22 protein-coding genes and 2 pseudogenes are annotated in these 23391 nt (G+C 71.0%); 8 read left to right on the top strand and 16 right to left on the bottom strand.

Annotated features, from left to right (window positions below; genetic code table 11):
• Window positions 1-39 precede the first annotated feature (39 nt).
• Together BU197_RS03740 and BU197_RS03735 are read left to right on the top strand one after the other, a co-directional pair.
• Window positions 40-510, top strand: a complete 471-nt coding sequence (locus BU197_RS03740) for a winged helix-turn-helix transcriptional regulator (RefSeq protein WP_188266726.1) — start codon at window positions 40-42, stop codon at window positions 508-510.
• An 81-nt stretch (window positions 511-591) separates the two neighbouring features.
• The gene (locus BU197_RS03735) at window positions 592-1464 is read left to right on the top strand and encodes an undecaprenyl-diphosphate phosphatase (RefSeq protein ID WP_188266725.1); all 873 of its coding nucleotides are present in this window, start codon (window positions 592-594) and stop codon (window positions 1462-1464) included.
• Window positions 1465-1614: 150 nt separating this feature from the next.
• On the opposite strand, the gene BU197_RS03730 is transcribed toward BU197_RS03735, so the two are convergent.
• A complete protein-coding gene (locus BU197_RS03730) occupies window positions 1615-2520 on the bottom strand; it encodes a Gfo/Idh/MocA family protein (protein ID WP_188266724.1) in 906 nt (301 codons plus the stop codon).
• Between the two features lie 143 nt (window positions 2521-2663).
• Between BU197_RS03730 and BU197_RS03725 the strand changes: the two genes are divergently transcribed.
• Together BU197_RS03725 and BU197_RS03720 are read left to right on the top strand one after the other, a co-directional pair.
• Window positions 2664-3191, top strand: coding sequence for a DinB family protein (locus tag BU197_RS03725; protein ID WP_188266723.1), 528 nt, complete (start codon window positions 2664-2666; stop codon window positions 3189-3191).
• 187 nt (window positions 3192-3378) lie between these two features.
• The gene (locus BU197_RS03720) at window positions 3379-3834 is read left to right on the top strand and encodes a hypothetical protein (RefSeq protein WP_188266722.1); all 456 of its coding nucleotides are present in this window, start codon (window positions 3379-3381) and stop codon (window positions 3832-3834) included.
• 23 nt (window positions 3835-3857) lie between these two features.
• Here the strand turns inward: BU197_RS03720 and BU197_RS03715 are convergent, their stop codons facing one another.
• The 7 genes from BU197_RS03715 to BU197_RS03685 all read right to left on the bottom strand — a co-directional run bounded on the left by BU197_RS03715 (window position 3858) and on the right by BU197_RS03685 (window position 9891).
• A complete protein-coding gene (locus tag BU197_RS03715) occupies window positions 3858-4295 on the bottom strand; it encodes a hypothetical protein (protein WP_223183947.1) in 438 nt (145 codons plus the stop codon).
• Window positions 4296-4400: 105 nt separating this feature from the next.
• Entirely contained in the window at window positions 4401-5084 is a 684-nt protein-coding gene (gene ung, locus BU197_RS03710; protein WP_188266720.1) for a uracil-DNA glycosylase, read from the bottom strand.
• An 81-nt stretch (window positions 5085-5165) separates the two neighbouring features.
• Window positions 5166-6743, bottom strand: a complete 1578-nt coding sequence (locus BU197_RS03705; RefSeq protein WP_188266719.1) for an ABC transporter substrate-binding protein — start codon at window positions 6741-6743, stop codon at window positions 5166-5168.
• A 148-nt stretch (window positions 6744-6891) separates the two neighbouring features.
• Window positions 6892-7659 (bottom strand): SDR family oxidoreductase, encoded by a 768-nt coding sequence (locus BU197_RS03700; protein WP_188266718.1) that lies wholly within the window; start codon window positions 7657-7659, stop codon window positions 6892-6894.
• Between the two features lie 26 nt (window positions 7660-7685).
• On the bottom strand, window positions 7686-8447 hold the full coding sequence (gene fabG, locus BU197_RS03695) for a 3-oxoacyl-ACP reductase FabG (RefSeq protein WP_188266717.1): 762 nt from the start codon (window positions 8445-8447) through the stop codon (window positions 7686-7688).
• 203 nt (window positions 8448-8650) lie between these two features.
• Entirely contained in the window at window positions 8651-9034 is a 384-nt protein-coding gene (locus BU197_RS03690; protein ID WP_188266716.1) for a DUF3037 domain-containing protein, read from the bottom strand.
• Window positions 9031-9891: a HipA family kinase gene (locus BU197_RS03685; RefSeq protein ID WP_188266715.1), complete on the bottom strand. Its 861-nt coding sequence runs from the start codon at window positions 9889-9891 to the stop codon at window positions 9031-9033. The genes BU197_RS03690 and BU197_RS03685 overlap by 4 nt, the downstream gene beginning before the upstream one ends.
• A gap of 465 nt (window positions 9892-10356) precedes the next feature.
• On the opposite strand from BU197_RS03685, the gene BU197_RS03680 reads away from it, so the two are divergent.
• Both BU197_RS03680 and BU197_RS03675 read left to right on the top strand, forming a co-directional pair.
• Window positions 10357-11670 (top strand): hypothetical protein, encoded by a 1314-nt coding sequence (locus tag BU197_RS03680; RefSeq protein WP_188266714.1) that lies wholly within the window; start codon window positions 10357-10359, stop codon window positions 11668-11670.
• A 713-nt stretch (window positions 11671-12383) separates the two neighbouring features.
• Window positions 12384-12647 (top strand): hypothetical protein, encoded by a 264-nt coding sequence (locus BU197_RS03675; RefSeq protein ID WP_188266713.1) that lies wholly within the window; start codon window positions 12384-12386, stop codon window positions 12645-12647.
• A gap of 64 nt (window positions 12648-12711) precedes the next feature.
• Here BU197_RS03675 and BU197_RS31430 read toward each other — a convergent pair whose 3' ends face one another.
• From BU197_RS31430 to BU197_RS03665, 3 genes and pseudogenes are all read right to left on the bottom strand, one after another.
• Window positions 12712-13050 carry an FG-GAP repeat domain-containing protein gene (locus BU197_RS31430; RefSeq protein ID WP_188279211.1) on the bottom strand — a complete coding sequence of 113 codons (339 nt, stop codon included), beginning with the start codon at window positions 13048-13050 and terminating at the stop codon, window positions 12712-12714.
• Window positions 13046-13309 (bottom strand): annotated as a pseudogene (locus tag BU197_RS31425) (GDSL-type esterase/lipase family protein); the annotation flags it as partial. The pseudogene BU197_RS31425 and the gene BU197_RS31430, both read right to left, overlap by 5 nt.
• Window positions 13310-13321: 12 nt before the next feature.
• Window positions 13322-13477: a hypothetical protein gene (locus BU197_RS03665; protein WP_188266711.1), complete on the bottom strand. Its 156-nt coding sequence runs from the start codon at window positions 13475-13477 to the stop codon at window positions 13322-13324.
• A gap of 369 nt (window positions 13478-13846) precedes the next feature.
• Between BU197_RS03665 and BU197_RS03660 the strand changes: the two genes are divergently transcribed.
• Entirely contained in the window at window positions 13847-14719 is an 873-nt protein-coding gene (locus BU197_RS03660; RefSeq protein ID WP_188266710.1) for an NAD(P)-dependent oxidoreductase, read from the top strand.
• A gap of 365 nt (window positions 14720-15084) precedes the next feature.
• On the opposite strand, the gene BU197_RS03655 is transcribed toward BU197_RS03660, so the two are convergent.
• The 5 genes from BU197_RS03655 to BU197_RS03635 form a co-directional block, all read right to left on the bottom strand.
• The gene (locus BU197_RS03655) at window positions 15085-15354 is read right to left on the bottom strand and encodes a ferredoxin (protein ID WP_188266709.1); all 270 of its coding nucleotides are present in this window, start codon (window positions 15352-15354) and stop codon (window positions 15085-15087) included.
• A 17-nt stretch (window positions 15355-15371) separates the two neighbouring features.
• Entirely contained in the window at window positions 15372-16589 is a 1218-nt protein-coding gene (locus BU197_RS03650; protein WP_188266708.1) for a cytochrome P450 family protein, read from the bottom strand.
• Window positions 16590-16609: 20 nt separating this feature from the next.
• Window positions 16610-17785 carry an acyl-CoA dehydrogenase family protein gene (locus tag BU197_RS03645; RefSeq protein ID WP_188266707.1) on the bottom strand — a complete coding sequence of 392 codons (1176 nt, stop codon included), beginning with the start codon at window positions 17783-17785 and terminating at the stop codon, window positions 16610-16612.
• Window positions 17786-17984: 199 nt separating this feature from the next.
• Window positions 17985-18401 (bottom strand): YybH family protein, encoded by a 417-nt coding sequence (locus BU197_RS03640; RefSeq protein WP_188266706.1) that lies wholly within the window; start codon window positions 18399-18401, stop codon window positions 17985-17987.
• A 52-nt stretch (window positions 18402-18453) separates the two neighbouring features.
• Window positions 18454-18831: a YybH family protein gene (locus BU197_RS03635; RefSeq protein ID WP_188266705.1), complete on the bottom strand. Its 378-nt coding sequence runs from the start codon at window positions 18829-18831 to the stop codon at window positions 18454-18456.
• Between the two features lie 269 nt (window positions 18832-19100).
• On the opposite strand from BU197_RS03635, the pseudogene BU197_RS03630 reads away from it, so the two are divergent.
• Window positions 19101-23318: pseudogene (locus BU197_RS03630) on the top strand (type I polyketide synthase); the annotation flags it as partial.
• Window positions 23319-23391: the final 73 nt, after the last annotated feature.

Here is a 23391-nt window from a genome sequence, read left to right as displayed (position 1 = left end):
TCCGGACCCACAAGGCGTCCGCTGCCCTACCCTGGCTCCATGAAAGCCGCGCCCCGCCCCTGCTCGATCGCCGACACCCTCACGCTCGTCGGCGAGAAGTACTCGCTGCTCGTGCTCCGCGAGGTCTTCCTCGGCGTGCACCGCTTCGACCGGATCGCCCGCAACACGGGCGCTCCCCGCGACATCCTCACCGCCCGCCTCAAGCGCCTGGTCGAAGCCGGGATCCTGGAGAAGGTGCCGTACAACGAGCACCCGCCGCGCTTCGAGTACCGGGCCACGCCCGCCGGGGCGGACCTCCAGCCGGTTCTGGTGACCCTGATGGCCTGGGGCGACCGGCACCTCAACACGGACGACCGCCCGGTCGTCCTCGAACACGGATGCGGCGAGATCCTCACTCCCCGGGTCGTCTGCGCGCACTGCGGCGACGAGGCCGACAGGGAGTCCCTCAAGGTCCATGTCCGGAGCCCGGGATGGACCGCGACCGGCCCGGCGACTCCCGGAGAGGCCTGACCACGGGCCCGACATCTTGGGAAGGTACGCTGCGCACGACCTTCTGACCGCACACGTACATAACGGGACGGCCCTAGCCCCATGAGTTGGTTCGAATCGTTCATCCTCGGACTCGTCCAGGGGCTGACGGAGTTCCTTCCCATCTCCTCCAGCGCGCACCTCCGCCTCACCGCGGCGTTCGCCGGCTGGGAGGACCCGGGAGCGGCCTTCACCGCGATCACCCAGATCGGCACGGAGGCGGCGGTACTGATCTACTTCCGCAAGGACATCGTCCGGATCATCTCGGCCTGGTTCCGTTCGCTCACGAACAAGGCGATGCGCTCCGACCACGACGCCCAGATGGGCTGGCTGGTGATCGTCGGCTCCATTCCGATCGGTGTCCTCGGCGTCACGCTCAAGGACCAGATCGAAGGCCCCTTCCGCGATCTTCGACTCATCGCCACCACCCTGATCGTCATGGGCATCGTCCTCGGCATCGCGGACCGGCTCGCCGCCCGCGACGAGATCGGCGGCCGCCACCGAGTGGTCCGCGAACGCAAGACGCTCAAGGACCTGGGCGTGAAGGACGGCCTGATCTACGGCGTCTGCCAGGCGATGGCCCTGATCCCCGGCGTCTCCCGCTCGGGCGCGACGATCTCCGGCGGTCTGCTCATGGGCTACACCCGCGAGTCGGCGGCCCGCTACTCCTTCCTCCTGGCGATCCCCGCCGTCCTCGCCTCGGGCGTCTTCGAACTGAAGGACGCGGGCGAGGGACACGTCTCCTGGGGCCCGACGATCTTCGCGACGTTCATCGCCTTCGCCGTCGGATACGCGGTCATCGCATGGTTCATGAAGTTCATCACCACGAAGTCCTTCATGCCGTTCGTGATCTACCGCGTCCTGCTCGGCATCCTGCTGATCGTGCTGGTCGGCATGGGTGTGCTGAGCCCGCACGCGGGTGAGGCCGCGGGATAGCGGGGACTCGGGACCACTCGGCGGAAGGCCCGCCCGGCATCAGCCGGGCGGGCCTTCCGCCGTCTCCCCGCCCCCGGCGCGCGTCCGCCCCGGTGTGGTCCCGACCGTCCCCGGTCCGGCCCCGCATCGCCCCGCCCCCGGCGGTGCCCGTCAGGAAGCCTGGAGCAGTGCCTCCCGTACGACCCGCTCGCACAGTTCATGGGTGGCCAGGGCGTCCCGGGCGCTCAGGAGCCTGTTCTCCCGTACGGCGTCGAGGAAGGCGAGGACCGCCTGTTCGATGCCGCGCTGGCGGGCCACCGGGACCCAGTCGCCACGGCGGCGCAGGGTCGGCTGGCCCTTGTGGTCGATCACGTCGGAGAGGTTGAGCACCTGCCGCTTGGCGTCCTGGCCCGAGACCTCCAGGATCTCCTCCGTGGAGCCGTTCATCCGGTTCATCATGCCGATGGCGGTGAAGCCGTCGCCGGAGAGCTGGAGCACCACGTGGTGCATCAGGCCCTCCTTGACCCTGGCCCGCACGTCGACGTGGTCGATCTCGCCGGGGACGAGGAACCGCAGGGTATCGGCGACGTGGATGAAGTCGTCGAAGACGAAGGTGCGCGGGTCCTCGGGCAGCCCCACCCGGTTCTTCTGGAGCAGGATCAGCTCGCGCGGGTGCTCGGCGCACTGCGCGTAGCCGGGGGCCAGGCGCCGGTTGAAGCCGACCGCGAGGGAGACGCCGCGCTTCTCGGCCAGTTCCACGATCCGCTCGGCGTCGGCGTACTCGTACGCGAGCGGCTTGTCGACGTAGGTGGGGACGCCCGCGTCGAGCAGCCGTTCCGCGATCTCCGCGTGCGCGGCGGTCGACGCGTGCACGAACGCCGCGTCGAGCCCGGCGGAGAGCAGCGAGTCGAGGTCGCGGTGGCGCCGCTCGGCGGGCAGATGCAGGGTGTCGGCGACTCGTTCGAGCGTCGCGGCGGTACGCGTCTGGAGATGCAGCTCGACGCCGGGGAGGGCCCCGATGACGGGAAGGTAGGCCTTCTGCGCGATGTCGCCGAGTCCGATGCAGCCGACCTTCATGCGCTCTCCTTCGCCCGAGTCCACCGGCCCTTCGCACGGCGGCCGTTCACGCTGGTCAGCTTACGTCGGAGCGGTCCCGGACCAGGACGGCCGGGCGCGGGAAAGCAGTGGCGGGCCCGGGACGGCTACGGCACGATGCGGGCATGACAACCGAACGCGTCGCATCCGTGCCCCGAGTCGATCCCGCCACCACCACGGGCGAGCGCGAGGCGCTGGAACAGTGGCTGGACTACCATCGCGCGACCCTCGCGTCGAAGTGCGAGGGGCTGACCGACGCCCAACTGCGCACCCCCTCCGCCCCGCCCTCCGACCTGAACCTCCTGGGCCTCGTCCGGCACATGGCCGAGGTCGAGCGCGGCTGGTTCCGCAAGGCCCTCGCCGACGAGCCGGCCCCGTGGCTGTACTCGACGGACGAGGACATCGACCGGGACATCCACGCCACCGACGAGGACACCTACGAGGAAGCCTTCGCCACCTGGCAGAAGGAGATCGCCCACGCGCGGAGCCTGGCCGCCGCCCGTGAACTCGACGACGTCGCCGCCGGCAGGACCCGCAACGGCCGGCCCATCAACCTGCGCTGGATCTATCTCCACATGATCGAGGAGTACGCCCGCCACAACGGCCACGCGGACCTGCTCCGCGAGCGGGTGGACGGCGTGACCGGCGACTAGACATACCCCTGGCCGTCACCACCCCGCGAGGCCCGGTCGGGCACCGCCCCGTGAGGCCCGGTGGGCGCCGCCCCGGCGGGCCGGGCCCCGGATCGGGTCAAGGCCCGCCGTCTTCGCACTCACCCATGCGGGGCATTCCCGGCCGGTAGGGGCGCGCGGGCAGCCCTCGGACCAGCAGAGTTGCGTAGTGCATGGAACACGAACCACAGCGAAGATCCTGGTCGGGGCGGCCGTGGCCGCCCTCGCCGGATGCGTGTCGGTGGAGGCCCCGCCGACCCGGCCCGCGCCCGCACCCGCCGCGGAGACCGTACGCCCCACCCAGCGCGTGGCCCCGCAGATCGTCGAGGGTCCGGCCCGCGAGGCGCTCGAAGCCGCCTTGCCCGCTCCCCCGCCGTCCACCCCGCCCCCGCCCGAAGCGCGCCACCGCCCTCCGGCCCCGGTGCGCCCGCAGGACGTACACCCGCGGTGGGAACAACGGCCGCATCCGGCGGTCCGGCCCGCGCTCCCCGAGCCGCCCTCGCGGGACCTCGCGCAGCATCCCCCGCTGACCCGGGCGGATGTGTGCGGGCTGGGCGAGCGGTACGGAAGCTGGGTCGTCGGCAGTGCCCCGTCCAAGATCTGCCGGGACACGTACGGCCGCTGAGCCCGCCCCGCGCGCCCCTTCCCTCACTCGTCCCCGAGCCGTAGCTCCAGTCGTTCGATCGCCGCCCGGACCCCGTTGCCGTAGCCGTCGTCGTCCAGGTGGTCCGAGGCCCTGCGGGCCCGGTCCAGATGGATCCGGGCGGCCTCGGGCTGCCGGAGCTTGACGTAGTCGGCGGCCAGGTTGACATGGAGGGAGGGGTACAGGGCCCGGAGCGCGGCCGCCGAGCCATGGGCGGCGAGCCGCTCTCCGGCCAGGCCCTCGGCCGCGCTCAGGGCCCTCAGGTCCCAGGCCAGCTCCGTATCGGGGTCGTCCTGGGCGTCCGCCATGTAGTGGGCGAGGGTGCAGCGGTGGAGGGGGTCCCCTTCAGGACCGATCTCCTGCCACAGCACCCCGAAGCGGTTGCGGGCCTCTTCCCGGTCACCGCCGTGGAGCAGCATCCTGGCCTGCCCGATCCTGGTCATGACCCCGTCGTCCGACACCCGCCGCCGCTCGGTCACCGCGCCTCCGCCCGCTTCGCCCACTGGGAGGCCGACGCTAGCCGCCCCCGTGCCGGATCGGGCCGAGGCTCAGCCGAGGTCCGGAACGCGCCAGTCGATCGGCTCGTGCCCCTGGGCCGCGACGGCCTCGTCGATCTGTGTGAAGGGGCGCGAGCCGAAGAACTTCTTCGCCGAGAGTGGCGAGGGGTGGGCGCCCTTCACCACCACGTGCCGCTCCTCGTCGATGAGGGGCAGCTTCTTCTGCGCGTAGTTGCCCCAGAGGACGAAGACGGCCGGGTCGGGCCGCGAGGCGACGGCGGTGATCACCGCGTCCGTGAACTTCTCCCAGCCCTTGCCCTTGTGCGAGTTCGCCTCGCCGGAGCGGACCGTCAGGACCGCGTTCAGCAGGAGGACGCCCTGCTGGGCCCACGGCATCAGATAGCCGTTGTCGGGGATGGGGTGGCCCAGCTCGGCCTGCATCTCCTTGTAGATGTTCCGCAGGGAGGGCGGGGTCCTGACCCCGGGCCGGACGGAGAAGCAGAGCCCGTGGCCCTGCCCCTCGCCGTGGTACGGGTCCTGACCGAGGATCAGGACCTTCACCTTGTCGTACGGGGTGGCGTCGAGGGCGGCGAAGACCTCGTCCTTCGGCGGGAAGACCGGCCCCTTGGCCCGCTCCTCCTCGACGAACTCGGCGAGCTGGGCGAAGTAGGGCTTCTGTAGTTCCTCGCCGAGGACACCCCGCCAGGACTCGGGCAGCATGGTGGTGTCGGTCACGGTCAACCTCCGGTGGACGTTCCTGTCTACGTTCCAGAACCTACCGGGGGCCACTGACAGTGGCCCCCGGGGGCCGTCCCGCTACCAGCTGGCCCGGCGGCTCAGCTCCCAGAACTGCATGACCGCCTGCGGGTCGAGGCAGCGCTCGCCGCCGCCGATGTCCTCCCGGGCCGCGATGTACAGCTTGCCCTGCCACAGCGGCAGCAGCCGGACGTCCTGGACCATGATCTCCTGGGCCTCCACGAACTCGTTCGTGACGGTCCCCCGGTCGCTCTCGCGACGGGACTTCGGAAGCAGTTCGCCGGTGATCCTGGGGCTCAGGTACGGGGTGCCGAGGACGTTCTCCTTGCCGAGGAACGGCGCGACGAAGTTGTCCGGGTCCGGGAAGTCGGGGAACCAGCCTCGGCCGAAGACCGAGTAGCGGCCCTTCTGGACGTCCTCCTGGAACTCCTTCCAGGGCTTGCCGTGCAGGGTCACCTTGAAGAGTCCGGGCGCCTCCAGCTGCCGCTTCAGCTCGGCGAACTCGGCGGCGGTCGAGGAGCCGTAGCGGTCCGTCGCGTACCAGAAGGTCAGCTCGACGGGGTCGGTGATGCCGTCGGCGCGGAGGATCTCCTCGGCCTTCTTCGCGCTGGGGTCGCCGAAGCGGTCGAGGAACTTGGTGGTGTGAGCCGCGATGCCCTTGGGCACCATGGAGTACAGGGGCTCGGCGGTGCCCTGGTAGACCTTGTTGACCAGCTCCTCGCGGTCGACGAGCTGGGCGATGGCCCTGCGGACGGGCAGCTTGGCGATCGTGGGGTCCTGGGTGTTGAAGACGAGGTAGCGGATGTCCGCGCCCGTCATCTCGACCACCTGGAGCCCCTTGTTCTCCGGCTTGTCGTCCTGGAGGGCGACGACCTCCTCGGCGGTGAGACCGCGGTAGGTGGTGTCGATCTCCTTGTTCTTGAGCGCGGCGACCAGCGCGTCGGACTGGTCGAAGTACCGGATGGTGACGCCGCCGTTCTTGCGGTCCGCGAAACCCTTGTAGGTGGGGTTCTTCGTCAGCTCCGCCTTCTTGCGCTCGTCGTACGAGTCGAGGACGTACGGTCCCGAGCCGACGACCTTGCCGTCCTTGCGGAGCTTGTTCGCCGGGTACTCGGCCGGGTCCACGAGCGACATCGCGGGGGTGGCGAGGATGAACGGGAAGGTCGCGTCCGGCTTGTTGAGCCGGAAGACGACGGTCCGGTCGCCGACGGTCTCGATCCTGTCGAGCGAACCGAGCATGCCGTTGGGGCCGCCCTTGAAGTCGATCGTGCGGATGCGCTCGATCGAGTACCGCACCGCGTCGGCGTCCAGCTTGTGCCCGTTGGAGAAGGCCAGGCCCTCCCGGAGCTTGCACTCGAAGACCCGGCTGGCGGTGTCGGTGAACTTGCATTCGGCGGCGTCCGACTGCGGAGTCGTACTGCCCGTCGGAAAACTCACCAGGGTCTGGAAGACATTCCGGAACAGCTCCCAGGAATTGTCCCAGGAGGCGGCCGGGTCAAGCGTGGTGGGAGAACTCGTCGTACCGATGACGATTCTCTGGTCCCCGGTGGATTCACTGTCCGAGAAGACACTGCATCCGGATACCAGGGATATGGACACAAGGGCTGCAGCCGCCTGCAGACTGGTCCGGTTGAACACGTGCACGCTCCTCGTTCAGCCAGGGGTCGGCCGACGATACCGCAGCGCCCCGTCAGGTCAATCGCCAGGCCTGACGGGGCACTTGAGGCATTCGACGCGGAACCGGGCCCAACCCGGACACTCGATCCGGGAAGTGTCCGGATAACGGTCATCCGACTCCGGCGTTCAGGAAAATCCCGCCGTCGACGACGAGCGTCTGTCCGGTGATCCACTCCGACTGCGCCGAGGTGAGGAAGGCGGCCGCGCCCCCGATGTCCTCGGGTTCGCCGAGGCGGCCGAGCGGATAGGAGGCGGCCGCCTCCGCCTCCCGGCCCTCGTAGAGCGCCTGCGCGAATTTCGTCTTCACCACGGCCGGGGCAATGGCGTTGACCCGCACGAGTGGCGCGTATTCATGCGCCAGCTGGAGGGTCAGATTCACCATGGCGGCCTTGCTCATTCCGTACGCGCCGATGAACGGCGAGGCGGAGACCCCGGCGATGGAGGCGATGTTCACGATCGCGCCGCCGTGTTCCTTCTGCCAGGCGTGCCAGCTGCGCTGGGCGAAGCCGAGCGCGGAGATCACGTTCGTCTCGAAGACCTTGCGGGCCACCCCGAGGTCCAGGTCCGCGAGGGGGCCGAAGACCGGGTTCGTACCGGCGTTGTTCACCAGGAAGTCGAGGCGGCCGAAGCCGTCCATCGCCGCCTCGACGGCGACCGCCTGATGGGCCTCGTCGTGGGCCTTGCCGGGGACGCCGATCGCCCGGTCGGTCCCGAGGCGCTCGACGGCCTCCTTCAGGGCCTCCTCGCCGCGTCCGGTGATGACGACCCGGTCGCCCCGGGCGACGAGCGCCTCGGCGACGCCGTAGCCGATGCCCCGGCTCGCGCCGGTGACGAGGGCCACCTTGCCGGAAGGCTCCGGCCGTTCCTGTGCGGTCATGGGCTCGCTCCTCTCGCTGCCGGACGTCAGTTGAGCGGGCCGCCGGCCACGTACATGACCTGGCCGGAGACGAAACCGGCGTCGTCGCCCGCGAAGAACGCGATCGCGTTCGCGACGTCCTCGGGGCGCCCGACCCGCTGCACCGGGATCATGGACGCGGCGGCCGCCTGGAAGTCCTCGAAGCCCATGCCGACGCGCTCGGCGGTCTGCGCGGTCATCTCGGTGACGATGAAGCCGGGGGCGACGGCGTTGGCCGTGACGCCGAACTTGCCCAGTTCCTTGGCGAGCGTCTTGGTGAGGCCCTGGAGACCGGCCTTCACCGCCGAGTAGTTGGCCTGGCCGCGGTTGCCGAGGGCCGAGGAGGAGGAGAGCGAGACGATCCGTCCGAAGCCCGCGTCCACCATGTGCTTCTGACAGGCCTTCGCCATCAGGAAGGCACCCTTGAGGTGCACGTTCATGACGATGTCCCAGTCGGACTCGGACATCTTGAAGAGCAGGTTGTCCCGGAGGACGCCCGCGTTGTTGACGAGGATCGTCGGCGCGCCGAGTTCGGCGGCGACCCGCGCGACGGCCGCCTCGACCTGAGCCGCGTCGGAGACGTCGCAGCCGACCGCGAGGGCGGTGCCACCGGCGGCGGTGATCTTCTCGACGGTGTCCTTGCAGGCCGCCTCGTCGAGGTCGAGTACGGCGACGGCGCGGCCCTCGGCCGCCAGGCGGACCGCGGTGGCGGCGCCGATGCCCCGTGCGGCACCCGTGACGACGGCTACGCGCTGCTCGGTGGTGGACATGCTTGGTTCTCCTCGCCCTTGGATCGTCCCTGGTGGCGGCCGAACCTGTCTCCCCGCTCCCGCGTCCGCACGTGAGCGACCGCTTAGTATCGTCCGCAGAACGAGACGCTAGAAGCACGGGCACCCGGTGTCAACGGCCCACCGGGTGCACCTGGTCACTCCCTGTCCCCGGACGGGGGCGCCGAGCGTCCTCCGGGCGAGGCTCAGCGCACCAGCAGCCCCAGGAGGCGTTCCACCTCCGCCTCGGGGTCGGCCGTGAGACCCGTGTGGACGGGGCCCGGCTGAACGACCGTGGAGCGCGGCGCGATCAGCCAGCGGAAGCGCCGCCCGGCGTCGTCCCCCGCCGCCTGGCCCGCCGCCTCTCCCCCGAGGCAGACCCCTTCGATCGCCCGCAGCGCGGCGCGGACCCCCGCCGTGTCGGCCGCCGGGTCGAGCGCCGTCAGCTTCGTCTCGTCCAGATGGATGCGGGCGGCGACGTAGGAACGGGCACGGCAGTAGACGACCACTCCCGCGTTGAAGCATTCGCCGCGCTCGACCCGCGGCACCACGCGCAGCAGCGCGTACTCGAAGACATCGCGGTCGGTCACGGGGTGCTGTCCTTCTCGGTGCTGGCCTTCTCAATGGGGTGCGTCCGGGGCGCGAGACGCTCGGCGAGCCAGCCGGGCGGCTGCTGCGGCCGGTTCTCCTTGCGCGGTCCGAGCGTGATCCGCTCGTGGATGGTCGCGGCGCGCGGCAGGAGCGCCTCGACGTACGCGGCGCGCAGCTCGTCGGTGCCGGCGAACCCGGGCTCGTCGACGAGCCACTCGTCGGGGACGTCGGCGGCGACCTCGTCGAGCAGCTCGCGGGTGACGAGCGGTGCCAGCTCGGCGGCGGCAGCGGCGATGTCCGGCGCGAAGGGGGCCAGCACGTGGTCGGAGGCGTCGTACGGCTTGGCGGCGGACGCCTGGGCCCCGGGCCAGTTGTGGTGCCAGATCATGGTGGCGCCGTGGTCGATCAGCCACAGGTCGCCGTGCCAGACCAGCGTGTTCGGGTTGCGCCAGGACCGGTCGACGTTGTTGATCACCGCGTCGAACCAGACGACCCGGCCCGCCTCCGCCGGGTCGACCTCGTACGCCAGCGGGTCGAAGCCCAGCGAGCCGGGCAGGAAGTCCATCCCCAGGTTGAGCCCGCCGCTCGCCTTGAGCAGCTCCTGCACCTCCTGGTCGGGTTCGGAGAGCCCGATGACCGGGTCGAGCTGGATCGTGACCAGCTCGGGCACCCGCAGCCCGAGCTTCCGCCCGAGCTGCCCGCAGATCACCTCGGCGACCAGGGTCTTGCGCCCCTGCCCCGCGCCGGTGAATTTCATGACGTACGTGCCGAGATCGTCGGCCTCGACGATCCCGGGAAGCGAGCCGCCTTCACGCAGGGGCGTGACATAGCGGGTCGCTACGACCTCTTGCAGCACTTTCCCAGGCCACCCTTCTCTTCAATATCGCAATCCATGGCCGCCGCCTTGAGGGTGCGGCGGGGAGAATCACGGCGGACGACGCCGGGGAGAATCCGGGGAGTCTCCACCGAAACGCCGCTCCCCCTGTTTCCCCGGCAGTCCCCCATGGGCGCCGCTCCCCCGCTCTGCCGACCTACGGCATGAAGTCAGCATAGTAACTCAGGGTGATCACAGGGAACGCGTGCCCGCTATCGCCTCGCCAAGGTCACGACGGACGCCCCGGCTCCCGGCGCGGTGGAGGCGGGGGTACGAGGCGCGGGTACGAGACGCAGGGACGAGGCGCGGTCCGGCAGGGCCGTTCCCGGCCCGCTCCCTGTCCCGAGGCATCTCGGGTCGACCTCGCGAGGGCACCGGAAGGAAAGAGGTGGCCGACCGGGGCCCGCCAGGGCATCCTGGCCTGTTTCCCACCGTGAGGAGAAGTGCATGGAGATCCGGCCGCTTGAGGAGTTGCGCGCCGCAGACGATCTGTCGCTGGCGTTCAACCCGTACGGGCTCGGCGGCCGTATGAGGCCCGAGGACGCCGCGGAGTTCCAGCAGCGACAGATCGCCGACTGCGACCTGGTGGACGGTGTCGCGGCGGGAACGCGCGACTCCTTCGAGCGACTGCGCACCGTCTTCGCCTACGGCGTGCTGTGCTACGACGTGTACACCATGGTCGGCGACCAGACGCTCCTGATCTACGAGCAGGCCTTGCGCGACCGCTTCATGGAGTGGTGCGCCGGCACCGTCACCTTCCGTCTCCCCGCCGGCTCGGACGTCTCCTCCGCCGTCACCTCGTACGACGACGTCAAGAAGCGTGCGGACAAGATGTCGCGCCAACGCGCGAAGCTGGTCGTCGCCGCCCGCACCATCGAGTTCAACGGGATGCTGCACGGCCTCCGCCTGTGGGCTCGTGCGGCAGGTCTGCTCCGCGGGCGGCGCAGCCGCCCGGTCGAAGACGCGTTGGCCAAGCTGCGCAACCATGTCACCCACCCCTCCGGCCACCATGTCGACACTCCCGTCGAGGCGGCCCGGACGGTGCGCGATCTGGCGGAGCTGATCAACCAGCTGTGGGGGCAGCCCACGCGCGACGGGCGCCTGTACCCGGCACCTCTGCGCCGGGAGATCGCCGTGCTGAGCTGGAACGGTTCCGGCCGGTCGCGGATGGAGCCCGCCGAAGCGCTCACCGTTCCCGGTCCGGCGGAAGGTCGGGAGAGCGACGACTACCAGCACGTCGTGGTGCGGGCCGTCCCCTTCGGGCCGGGTGGTCGCTGGGATGACGAGCACTGGGCCGAGTTCGACACCCGTTACGAGACCACGCGGTTCCCGACGGACTATCTGTGGGGGCCGGGATCCCGCGAGGAGGCCAGAGCCTGGCTGGAGCAGGAGCGCCCCGAGGGGGACAGCGTCGACTTCACCGATCGGGTGTTCCTCGTCCAGGACCGGGGGCGTCTGCTGCCGCCGATGCGACCGGCGGTGGCGGCCGGACTGCCCGAAGACGAACGCGGCGGGGTGTGGCATGCCGTGCGGGCCGACTTCCCGGACGACGCCTTCGCACACGTCCGGGGCTCCGGGGACCGTAGCGCCGGCCACATCCGCCGCCCGGGAGACTGCCCTGCCTGTACTGCCGAGGTCCTCGGAAGCGGGACCCACGACGAAGCCCTCGATGCCGTCGCGGCCGCTCTCGGACCGGTCCGGACGGTACGCCTGCCCTCCGTCCGGCTCCCCTCGTCGATCTTCTGGCCCGAGCGGGCCTGACCGGACCTGATCGGGTGTGAGCGGGTGCGAGCCGGGTGTGAGCGGGCGCCTGTCCGACGACGCCTGTCGCCGACGTGCGTGGCGCGATCGCGCCCCGACGCCGGGCGCCGTACCGAGCAGCGTTCCACCACCCCGCGCCCGGGAGGCTCCGGGCCAGTGCCAGGGTGGCCCCCTATGAGCCCCATGTTCCCCGAGAGCATCCCCCGACCAGGCGCCGCTCACCTACGCCGACAGCTTCGATGTGCCGGTCCTCTTCCGTGACGGCCCCACCGCACGGCCCTCCCCGCCCCCGCGTACTTCGTTCAAGCGTCTCCCGTGCCACTCCAGGTCTCCCGTCGCAGCCGCCAACAGGCAGAATGGCCGGGACCCCTCCCGTACGATCGCGGGATGCTCCTCGTCGTCGAGCGGCCGAGGGCACCGGCTCTCCGCTTCGCCCTGCGCCGGGCACGATGTGCGCAGGGAGCGGTGCGCCGGGTGGGAAGCAGAGGCTGTTCAAGGGTGGGGATGTGCGGGCGAGGGCATCGGACGAGATCGTGTACGGACCGCTGCCGCCGCGCTCGGTCCTGGGGTTGCGCTGCCAGTTCTTCCTTCAGTGGGTCTATGTGCCCGTCGGTGTCGCCGTGGGTTTGGCCGTGTCTCTCCTCGGCGGCGCCGGGGCGGGGCCGTTCGGTGGTACGCGGAAGGGCGTGCCGAAGGATCCGTACGGTGACAGCGTGATTCTGTCCCGGCGTCAGTACCGACTGGAACTGACCGGGACCCCCGAACAGTGGCGGGAACGTGCGGGCTTCGCCCTGCGGCGGGCTATCGCACAGGGCCCTGGTCACCCCGACGGGACGATCACGCTCCCTGTCAGCGCCTATCGCGGACTGGGACTCGGAGGGCTCGACGAGCTGGCCGGTGAGCTGGGGTGGCGTCTCGCCAGGGAGCGTCTGCGGTTCGGATCGGTGGTCTTCAAGCCGGTGACCGCGCCTCGTTGACGCGTGGTGAGGCCGCGGCCGGAGCGCTGCGGCCTCACCACGGCGCACACCATCGCCGTACTACTCACCACGGTGTGCGCCGTCGCCGTACTAGAGGTGGACTCGGTCCGCGGGTGCGACGCCTGCGGCGAAGGCACCCCGATCGATCCAGCCTCCGCTGTTTCCACCGTTGTTCAGCCAGGCCTGCACCGAGCCGCCGTCGCCCACCAGAGAGGTAGTCGGCCCGGCCGTCGCCGTCGATGTCGGCGAAGCGGACCCGGTGTCCCGAGCCGTTTCCGGCGGGACCGGAGGCGAACTCGGACTCGACGAACCCGCCGTTGCCGTCGCCGCCCCTGTTCAGATAGGCCGTCACCTCTACGTGGTCGCCCACGACCACGTAGTCCGCCTTGCCGTCGCCGTCCACGTCGGTCTGATGGACCCATTCGTCCTCGGCCGCCCGCGCGAGCCCTTCGGCGCAGGCAGCGGCGATGCAGCACCGTCATGTCCGGTGACATCGCGTGGATCTTGCCGAGGAGCCTGTCCATCCGGTCCCGGGCCTGCTCGGGTGTCGTGGGCTCACCCCGGTTGAGGTCGTTGGTGCCCGCGATCAGCGTGATCACGTTGGGTTTCGCGGCGGGGAGCCAGCCGTCGAGGTCTCCGGCCGGGTATCCGTTGTCGGTCAACTCGTCGATCCGTCAGCCCGAGTGGCCCTCGTGGTCACCGTCGAAATCGCCGTCGCCGTGCCGGAGCGAGCCCACGAAGTCCAGGCTTCCGGCGTGCCCCCGCAACACCCCCGCCAGTTCCTTGCGATAGCAAAACGACATCAGGACCGGCCGGTTGCGGGCCGACACCCACCCGAGGCTGGTCGTCGACGCCCTGATCGGGCCCGTGTTGGCACGGTCGGCCCTGTTCCGCCAGGTGATGACGGAGCCCGACGCGATGAGCCTCGTGGACCAGGTGCTCGGCGGAGTCCTGGCCTAGCCTCGCGACCTCCCCCGGAACGGGCCCGCCCACGACACCCCGGGCGGACCCGTTCCGCACGCTCACATCCGGGCCGAGCCGGGCTTCTCCCGTACTTCCTCGCCGTCTCCCTCTGCTCCGGGATGACGATCTAACAAGCCTTCAACTAATTAGAGCGTTCATCCTAGGAACTGTGCTACGTTCTTCTCGCGCGCATCTAGAGCGCTCGTTACAGCCGGACCAACGGAGGTTCCCCTCTCATGAGCAGCAGCCAGTCCGTCACCGTCATAGGCCTCGGTCCCATGGGACAGGCGATGGCCGACGCCTTCCTCGAGAACGGACACGAGGTCACCCTCTGGAACCGCACCGCCTCCCGGGCCGACGCCCTGGTGGCCCGTGGCGCCGTTCTGGCCAAGAGCGTCGAGGACGCCGTCCAGGCCAACGAGCTGGTGATCCTCAGCCTGACTGACTACGACGCCATGTACACCGTCCTGGAGCCCGCGGCCGACGTCCTGGGCGGCCACGTCTTCGTGAACCTCAGCTCCGACACCCCGGAGAAGACGCGGGCCGGTTCCCGCTGGATCACCGAGCGCGGCGGCGTGCACCTGACCGGCGGCGTGACGGTTCCGCCGGCGGGCATCGGCAAGCCCGAGTCGAAGACCTTCTACAGCGGCCCCCGTGCCTCCTTCGACCGGCACCGCACCAGCCTGGAGGTGCTCACCGGCACCGACTTCCGCGGCGAGGAGCCGGGCCTCGCGGCCCTCATGTACCAGATCGGCATGGCCATGTTCTGGCCGTCGATGCTCAGCTACTGGCAGGCGATCGCCCTGGCCGAGGCGAACGGGCTCAAGGCCGCGGACATCCTGTCCCACGCCAACGACACGATGCTCGCGATGCCGCACTTCCTCGGCTTCTACGCGGAGCGCATCGACGCGGGCAACCACGCGGGCGACGTCGACCGTCTGGCCATGGGCCTGGCGAGCGTCGAGCACGTCAAGCACACCATCGGCGACGCGGGCGTGGACACCTCCTTCCAGGACGCGGTGGTGGACCTGTTCCGCCGCGCGATGGACGCGGGCCACGCCGCCGACAGCTTCTCCAGCATCGTCGAGCTGCTGAAGAAGTCCGCGTGACCGTTCAGGCCCCGGCCTGACAGCACCGCCCCCGAGCCCTTCCGACCCTGGCGACGTCCCGACCGTCGTCGCCTGGGCCAGGAGGGCCCTGGGCGTTTCACCAGACCCTGGGCACGCTTCATCGAACTCTGGGTGTTTCCGCAAGAACCGGCTCATTTCACCAAAAAGAACGACCGTCCTAGAACGGTGGCTTCTAGAACGGCGGCCCTCGGAGACCGCTCCGGAGCAAGTCCCGGAGCAGGCCCTACAGCAGACCCCGGAGCTTCCCCGGCAGGGCGTACGGCACGTACAAGGGGCGCCGTACGTGCCGCCGCCCTGAGCCGACAGCACGTACGGCGCCCCTCACGGCGCTCGGATCCGGGCGACTACCGCGCCCTCTCCTCCTGTTCCCCCGCCGCGTCGGCCCGTCTCAGCCGGACCGCTTCCGTCGGACACACGTCCAGGACGCCGGACGCCGCCTCGATGTCCCCGGGGTCCGTCAGCTCCGTACGGCTCACCACCGCGTAGCCCTCGGCGCCCACCCGGAACAGCTCCGGGTGCATCGCCTCGCAGGTCCCCGCGCCGGTGCACGCCGCCGCGTCGATCGACAGGAGCAGCCGCCTGCCCCGCTCCCCGGTCTCCCGCGTGCCGGACACGTCCCCGCTCCGTCCGCTCACAGTTCCACCGGCAGGGACGGCAGGCTGCGCAGCAGCCAGTTCTCCTCGAACAGGATCTCCTCGCGGGGCACCGCGAGGCGCATCCGCGGGAACCGTTCGAGCAGCGCGGGGACCGCGACACCGGTCTCCAGGCGGGCCAGCGCCGCCCCCATGCAGTTGTGCAGCCCGTGCCCCAGGGCCAGGTGCCGCTGGCCGGAGCGGGTGATGTCGAGCCGCCGGGGATCGGCGTACTTCTCCGGGTCGTTGTTGGCCGACTGGAGACCGGCCACCACGGGTGTCCCCGCGGGCACGTGGACCCCGCCGATCTCCAGGTCCTCCTTCGCGAGCCGGAACAGCCCGACGCAGAAGGCCCCGTCGTAACGGAGGAACTCCTCGACGGCGGTCGGCGCGTGCTCGGGGCGCTCGCGCAGCAGCCGCAGCTGGTCGGGGTGGTCGAGGAGGGCGAGGACCGCCGATCCGATCAGATTGCGGGTGGTGTCGATCCCCGCCATGATCATCACGGCCACCAGCGAGACGAGTTCGTCCTCCGTCAGCTGGTCCTCCCCGTCCCTGGCGTGGACGAAGTGGGAGGTGAGGTCGTCGCCCGGGTTGCGGCGCTTCTCGACGATCAGCTCACGGCCGTAGTCGACGAGTTCCTCGAACGCCGCGGCGACCTCCGCCTCGTGGTCGGGGTTGTCGGGGTCGGCGTGGAACGCGCGCTCGATGGCGTCGAGCATGTCGCCGAACCGCTTGAGCGGGAATCCGAGGATCTCGCCCGTGACGTCGGCGGGGATACGGCCGGCGTACTCCATGACGTCCGGCGCGTCCGACTTCTCCAGGCGCGCCAGACACTCGGCGACGATCCGGTCCACCGGCTCCTTCCAGGTCGCCACCCGGCGCGGGGTGAAGGCACCCATCGCGAGCCGCCGCACCCGGGTGTGGTCCGGCGGGTCGAGCACGGTGAGGATGCGCCCGATCAGCGTTCCGGCGCCGAAGATCATGCCGGAGCGGCGGAACTCCTCGCTGCCCCAGGCACCGCCGTCGTTGCTGAAACGCTGGTCGCTGAGCAGGGTCTTGACGTCGTCGTAGCGGGAGAGGAACACCATCGGCACGTCACCGACGGGGAACCGGAAGCGGTGGACCGGGTCGTGCACGCGCAGCCAGTCGTAGACCGCGTAAGGATCGCGGTAGTACGCGGAATCGAAGAGCGCGGGAGCATCGGAGAGAGTGCCCATGGTGGCCTCCAGACGGCGGCTCAGAGGTAGTCGGTCCCGGGTTCGAGACCGAGGAGAACGCGACCGTGCGCCTCAAGGGAGCCGGTCGGGGCCAGCAGTCCGTGCAGCGACAGGGCCGAGATGTCGCGGAACGCGCGCTGGAAGTGGTTGCTGCGCACGATGGTGGAGGCCGAGCTGATGTCGAAGAGCATCTGCACCGCGTCCTTGGTGGCCTCCACGACGTATCCGACCTGTCCGCGGATGGTCGCCTTCTCCTCCACGGTCAGCCGCTCGCCGCGGTCGGCACGCTCCTGGATCACCCGCAGCCAGTCCCGGGACAGCGCCTCACAGGCGGCGATCTGGTTCGCCGCGCGGCCCACCGTGACCTGGGTGTAGGGGTGTTCGCGCTGGTCGGTCCAGTTGGTGTACGTGATGGGCTTGCCGGCGACCCGCTCGGCGAACAGCTCAAGGGCGGAGTCGGCGATGCCCAGGTACACGGGGGCGCAGGTGGCCACGATGTAGCTGAGCAGGTTGTAGTTGCGGCCCTTGGCCTCGGCGTTCCAGCGGTCGCCGGTGGCCGCCTCGTAGACGGAGGCGTCGACCACGCGGTGCGCGGGGACGAAGACGTCCTTCACCGTGGAGGTGGCGCTGCCGGTGCCCGCGGCGCCGAAGACGTCCCAGTCGTCCGCGATGGTGATGTCCTCGGCGGGGACCAGTGCGAAGAGTTCCTCGTGCGTGCCGTCGGGGTGCTCGGCCACGGCCGCGTGGATGTTCCACTGGGCCCCGGGCACACCGGTGTTGAACCGCCAGCTGCCGCTGAGCCGGTAGCCGCCCTCGACGGGGGTGAGGGTGCCGGACGGGGTGAAGCCGCCGGAGACGCGCACCGAGCCGCCCGCGAAGACCTCCTCCTGGGCGCGGTCGGGGTAGAGGCTGACGATCCAGGTGCTGGAGAGCCACACCATGGACACCCAGCCCGTGGAGCCGCAGCCCCGCGCGATCGTCTGGAGGATCTCGGCCTGTTCGGCCAGGGGCAGGTCGAGCCCGCCGAATCGCTCGGGAACCGCCGCGCGGAAAACTCCGGCCTTTTCAAGCAGCTCGATGTTCTCTTCGAGGAGCCAGCGCTGCTTCTCGGTTTCCATTCCATTGCGGCGAAGCGTGGGAACCGCTTCCTTGACCGCTTCCAGAACCTGCTGTTCTTCCGTGCCGAGCGGGCTCACTCTGCCTCCATGGGAATATGTTTTCACTCTTGCGAAACCACCCGTTCACAAACGGCCGGTCCCTATGCGGAGTGCGGAATCGGCCGTCCCTGGTGAGGGTGGCGGGCCGTCCGCCCGACGGGGGGCGGGCGGACGGCCCCACCGGGCCCCCGGGCCGGAGGGCGACCGGTCTCCGGGGGGGGTTCTTCCGCGCCGGGTGTCAGCCGGCGACCAGACCGCCGTCGACGGGACGGTCGATGGCCATCAGCCACCTGCCGTCCTCGACCCGGCGCAGAACGTCGGTGCAGGTGCCTTCGATGTGCAGCGGCTCGCCGTCGCCGTCGGTGCCGTCGATGACGAAGCGCACGCCGATCAGGGCCACGTCACCGGCCACCCAGGAGTGGGTGACCTCCGCCTGGAGCACGGGCTTGGGGGCGAGGAACTCCTTGAAGAACGTCTTGCGGGCCTCGCCGGTGAGGGGCTCGCCCGAGAAGTTCGAGATGGCGTCGGCGCGGTAGAGCCGGTCGAAGAGTTCGCCGTCGCCCGAGTTGAACACCTGGAGGAAGATCTCGTTCTGCGTGTAGGTGTCGTCGGTGAGGTCCGGCTTGTCGAAGTCGATGTCGACGGTGAAGCTCATGACGGGAAAACCTCCGGTTGGCTTGGCTGGTCGATGGGCCGGGCGGTACGGCTCACTTCTGGCCGTACGGTTCGTCGATCGCGTAGCGCCAGTTGCCGTCCGTGCCGCGCCGCAGCACGTCGAGGCCCACGCCCGCGAGGTGTTCGGTGTTGCCGTCGCCGTCGGTGGTGTCGATCGTCCAGTCCACGACCAGCAGGGCGGTGTCGCCCGTGACGAACGTCTGCCGCGGCACGGCCGTCATCCGCGGCCCGTGGGCGAGGAACTCGCGCACCGAGTCGATACGGGCCTGCCCGGTCAGCGGCTTGCCGGGCTCCCAGATGGCGACGGCTTCTTCCGTGTACATGGCATTGACCGCGTCGACGTCGCCGGCGTTGAACGCCTCGACGTAGAGAGCGGTGTGCTTTTCCACGGCCTGCGTGAGTTGCGCCATGTTCGCTGTCTCCTTCATTTTCCGCGTCGGCCGGACATCTTCACTTTCCGTAACTCCCGCCGAAGGGTAACGAGGAGCGAACAACCGGACGCTCACTGTCAGGTAATCGACGCCCGGCAGCCCTCACGCGTCTTTCAATTACCGGCGCATTATCGGGCGTTCATTAGGGTCGGCAACCCGGTACCACGTAATAGTCGTGCACACTCACTTCACCTCGGGAGCTGAACACCATGGCGGGCGAGGAAAGACTTCGGGACTACCTCAAGCGAGCCATCGTCGAGGCACGCGAGGCACGCGAACGGCTGCGCGAGGTGGAGGACAGACAGCGGGAGCCGATCGCCGTGGTGGCGATGGCGTGCCGCTATCCGGGCGGCGTCTCCTCCCCCGCCGACCTGTGGCGGCTGGTGACCGACGGTGTCGACGCGGTGACGCCGTTCCCGGAGAACCGGGGCTGGGACCTGGACGCGCTCGGCGCACCGGACCCCGACCTGCCGGGCACCAGCCATACCCGCGAGGGCGGGTTCCTGCACGACGCCGACCGTTTCGACCCGGCGTTCTTCGACATGTCGCCCCGTGAGGCGCTGACGACCGATCCGCAGCAGCGCCTGCTGTTGCAGACCTCCTGGGAGGCGCTGGAGCGGGCCGGGATCGCTCCGCGCGATCTCCAGGGCAGCCGTACGGGCGTGTTCACGGGTCTCATGTACAACGACTACGGTTCCCGGCCGGGGTTGGCGGCGCGGAACACCGAGGGCTACCTGTTCAGCGGGAGCGCGGGCAGCATCGCCTCGGGGCGGCTCTCCTACACGTTCGGTTTCGAGGGGCCCTCCGTGTCGGTGGACACGGCCTGCTCCTCGTCGCTTGTCGCCCTGCATCTCGCCGCGCGCTCGCTGCGTTCCGGCGAATCCACCCTCGCACTCGCGGGTGGAGCGACCGTGATGGCGACGCCTGTGGCGTTCACGGAGTTCTCGCGGTTGCGGGGGCTCGCGCCGGACGGACGGATCAAGTCCTTCTCCGCCACCGCCGACGGCACCTCCTGGTCCGAAGGCGTCGGCATCCTCGTCCTCGAACGACTCAGCGACGCCCAACGCAACGGCCACCCCGTCCTCGCCCTCCTCCGAGGATCCGCCGTCAACCAAGACGGCGCAAGCAACGGACTCACCGCACCCAACGGACCCGCCCAGGAACGCGTCATCCGCCAAGCACTCGACGACGCACACCTCCACCCCGACGACATCGACGCCGTCGAAGCCCACGGCACCGGCACCCGCCTCGGCGACCCCATCGAAGCCCAAGCCCTCCTCAACACCTACGGCCAACGCACCACCCCCCACCCCCTCCACCTCGGCTCCCTCAAATCCAACATCGGGCACGCCCAGGCCGCCGCCGGGGTGGGTGGAGTCATCAAGATGGTGGAGGCGATGCGCCACGGGGTCCTCCCCCGGACCCTGCATGTCGACGAGCCGACGCCCATGGCCGACTGGGACTCCGGCGCGGTGCGACTCCTCACCGAGCAGCGCGACTGGCCCGAGACCGGACGCCCCCGCCGCGCCGCCGTCTCCGCCTTCGGTTTCGGCGGGACCAACGCCCATGTCGTCCTGGAGCAGGCCCCCACCACCGAGGGCGAGCCCGGCACGACGCGGGAGCCGGAGCCCGAACGGACCTCCGCCGCCGCCGAGTCCGACGCGGCACGGGAGCCGGAGCGGACCTCCGTCACCCTCACCACCGCCCCCGACACCCTCACCGCCGCCCCCCTCGCCGCGCCGCCCAGGCCCGCGCCGCCCATCCTGCCCTGGCTGCTCTCCGCCAAGTCCGAGACGGCCCTGCGCGCCCAGGCCGAACGCCTCCTCGCCCACCTCGACACCCACCCCGCCCGCGATCTCGACCTCGCCCACTCGCTCGCCACCACCCGGAGCCTCTTCCGGCACCGGGCCGTGGTCCTGGCCCCGGACCGCGACGCCCTGACGGCGGGCGTACGGGCGCTGGCCTCGGGCGGCACGGCGCCCGGACTCGTCCGGGCCGAGGCCGGCACCGGCCGCACCGCCCTCCTCTTCACCGGGCAGGGCGCCCAACGCATCGGCATGGGACGGGAGTTGTACGAGGCTTTCCCCGTCTACGCCCATGCCTTCGACGCCGTGGCGGCCGCGCTCGCACCGCACCTGGACGGCCCCCTGGACGAGGCGCTGCGCACCGGGCACCGGCTCGACGAGACGGCGGTCACCCAGCCCGCGCTCTTCGCCGTCGAAGTGGCCCTCCACCGCCTCCTCGAATCCCTCGGGGTACGGCCGGACTTCGTGGCCGGGCACTCCATCGGCGAACTCGCCGCCGCCCACGTCGCCGGAGTCCTCGACCTGCCCGACGCCGCCGCCCTGGTCGCCGCGCGGGGCCGGCTCATGCAGAGCGCCCCGCCCGGCGGCGCGATGATCGCCGTACAGGCGAGCGAGGAGGAAGTCCTCTCCCTCGTCGCGGAGCACGCGGGCCGTCTCGCCGTCGCCGCCGTCAACGGGCCGCGCGCCGTGGTCCTGGCCGGGGACGCCGAGGCCGCCGAGGAGGTGGCGCTCCGGCTCCGCGCCGCAGGCCACCGGACCAGCCGTCTGACCGTCAGCCATGCCTTCCACTCCCCGCACATGGACGGCGTCCTCGACGAGTTCCGCACGGTGGCCGCCGGGCTGACCTACCACGAGCCCCGGATCGCGGCCGTCTCCACGGTGACCGGGCGAGCCGTCGCACCGGGGCAGTGGACCTCGCCCGACTACTGGACCGAGCAGATCCGCAAGCCCGTCCGTTTCCTGGACGCGGTGCGCACCCTGGAGGAGGCGGGCGTCACCACCTTCCTCGAAGTGGGACCCGACAACGTCTGCGCCGCCCTCGCGGCCGACTGCCTCCGCGAGCCGGCGGGCCGGGTGACGGCGCCCTCGCTGCGCCGGAACAGGCCCGAGGCCCCGGCCCTGCTGACCGCTCTGGCGGAAGTGTCCGTCCAGGGTGGCGCGGTGGACTGGGCGGCCTTGTTCGACGGCACCGGGGCGCAGCGGGTGGACCTGCCCACGTACGCCTTCGACAGCGAACGGCACTGGCTCGAACCGGTGGCCGACGACGGGACCGTCTCCACCGGGCGGGCCACCGGCCATCCGCTCCTGGGACCCGCGACGGCCGTCGCGGGGCAGGACGAGGTCCTCTTCACCCGGCGCGTCTCCGGGCGCACGAGCCCGTCGCCGTACCGGCACGAGGTGTTCGGCGCGGAGGTCGTCGCGGCGCCCGCGCTCGTGGAACTCGCCCTGCGCGTCGCCGACGAGACCGGCCTCGCGGGGGTCGGGGAGCTGCGTCTGCGCGCCCCCCTGGTGCTGCCGCCCGATGGTGCGGTGGAGGTCCAGGTGCGGGCGGGGCGGCCGGGTCCGGACGGCGGACGCGAACTGACCGTGCACGCGCGGCCCGCGGGTGCGGCCGGGGCGCCGTGGACCCTGCACGCCGAGGGCGTCCTGCTGCCGGAGGCGCCCGTCGCCGAGCTGTGGGCCGTCTCCTCCGGAGGGACGGAGATCCGGCTGCCCGAGGAGCGGGCCGAGGAAGCCGGTCTCTACGGCGTCCACCCGTATCTGCTCGATGTCGCCCTGCGGTCCGTACCGCTGCGCACCGCCCCGGACAGCGTCGCCGCGCCGGTCGTCTGGCAGGGCGTGCAGCTGCTCGCCGAGGGCGCCACCGTCGTACGCGCCGAGGTCGTCGAGCGGGAGGCGGGCGCGGTCTCCGTCCGGCTCACCGACCCCGCAGGGGCGCTGGTGGCCACGGTGGACGGGGTCCGCTTCGCCGATCTGGGGGCCGAGGAGTTCCACGTCTCCCGGGAGACGGCGGCGGGAGCGGCCCGTCCGGTGCGGCCCCGGGCCGCCTCGGAGAGCGACCGGCCGTCGGGCGGCGGGCTGGCCGCGCTGCCCCTGGCGGAGCGGGAGCGCCGGGCGCTCGACCTGGTGCGTACGGAGGTGGCCGCCGTCCTCGGCCACTCCTCGGCCGGGACCGTCGCACCGGAGCGGCCCTTCCAGGAGCTGGGCTTCGACTCGGTGACGGCGGTCGAGCTGCGCAACCGGCTCAGCGCTTCGGCCGGGATCCCGCTGCCGGCGACCACCGTCTTCGACCACCCGACACCGGCCGCGCTCGCGGCCCGGCTGCTCGAACTGGCGGCGCATCAGGACGACGGCTCGGCCGGGGAGCTGGAGGCAGGGCTCGACCGGCTGGCGTCCCTGCTCGCCGCACCGCCCCGGCAGGCCGCCCGGCGGGTGGAGATCGCCGAGCGGCTCCGCGCCCTCGCCGCGAACCTGCACGCTCCGGCGGGCGGTGCGGACGGCTCAGGAGCGTTCCGTTCGGACGGTCCCGGCGGGGGTTCCCGCACGGAGGGCGTCGATGGAGCCGCCGGCCCGGCGGACGCCTCGGCGGCGATCGAGTCCGCCTCCACCGACGAGCTCTTCTCCTTCATCGACTCCCAACTCGGCCGGTCCTCGTCCTGACCTCGTCCCGAGTCCACCCCCCATGTCTGCCGAGGAGAATCGTTCACGCATGTCCCACGAGCCCAGTGAAAAG

This window comes from Streptomyces sp. CBMA291 (assembly GCF_014596525.1).
GTDB lineage: Bacteria > Actinomycetota > Actinomycetes > Streptomycetales > Streptomycetaceae > Streptomyces.
The sequence above is the reverse complement of the archived record's forward strand: the minus strand, read 5'-3'. Positions and strand labels throughout refer to the sequence as shown.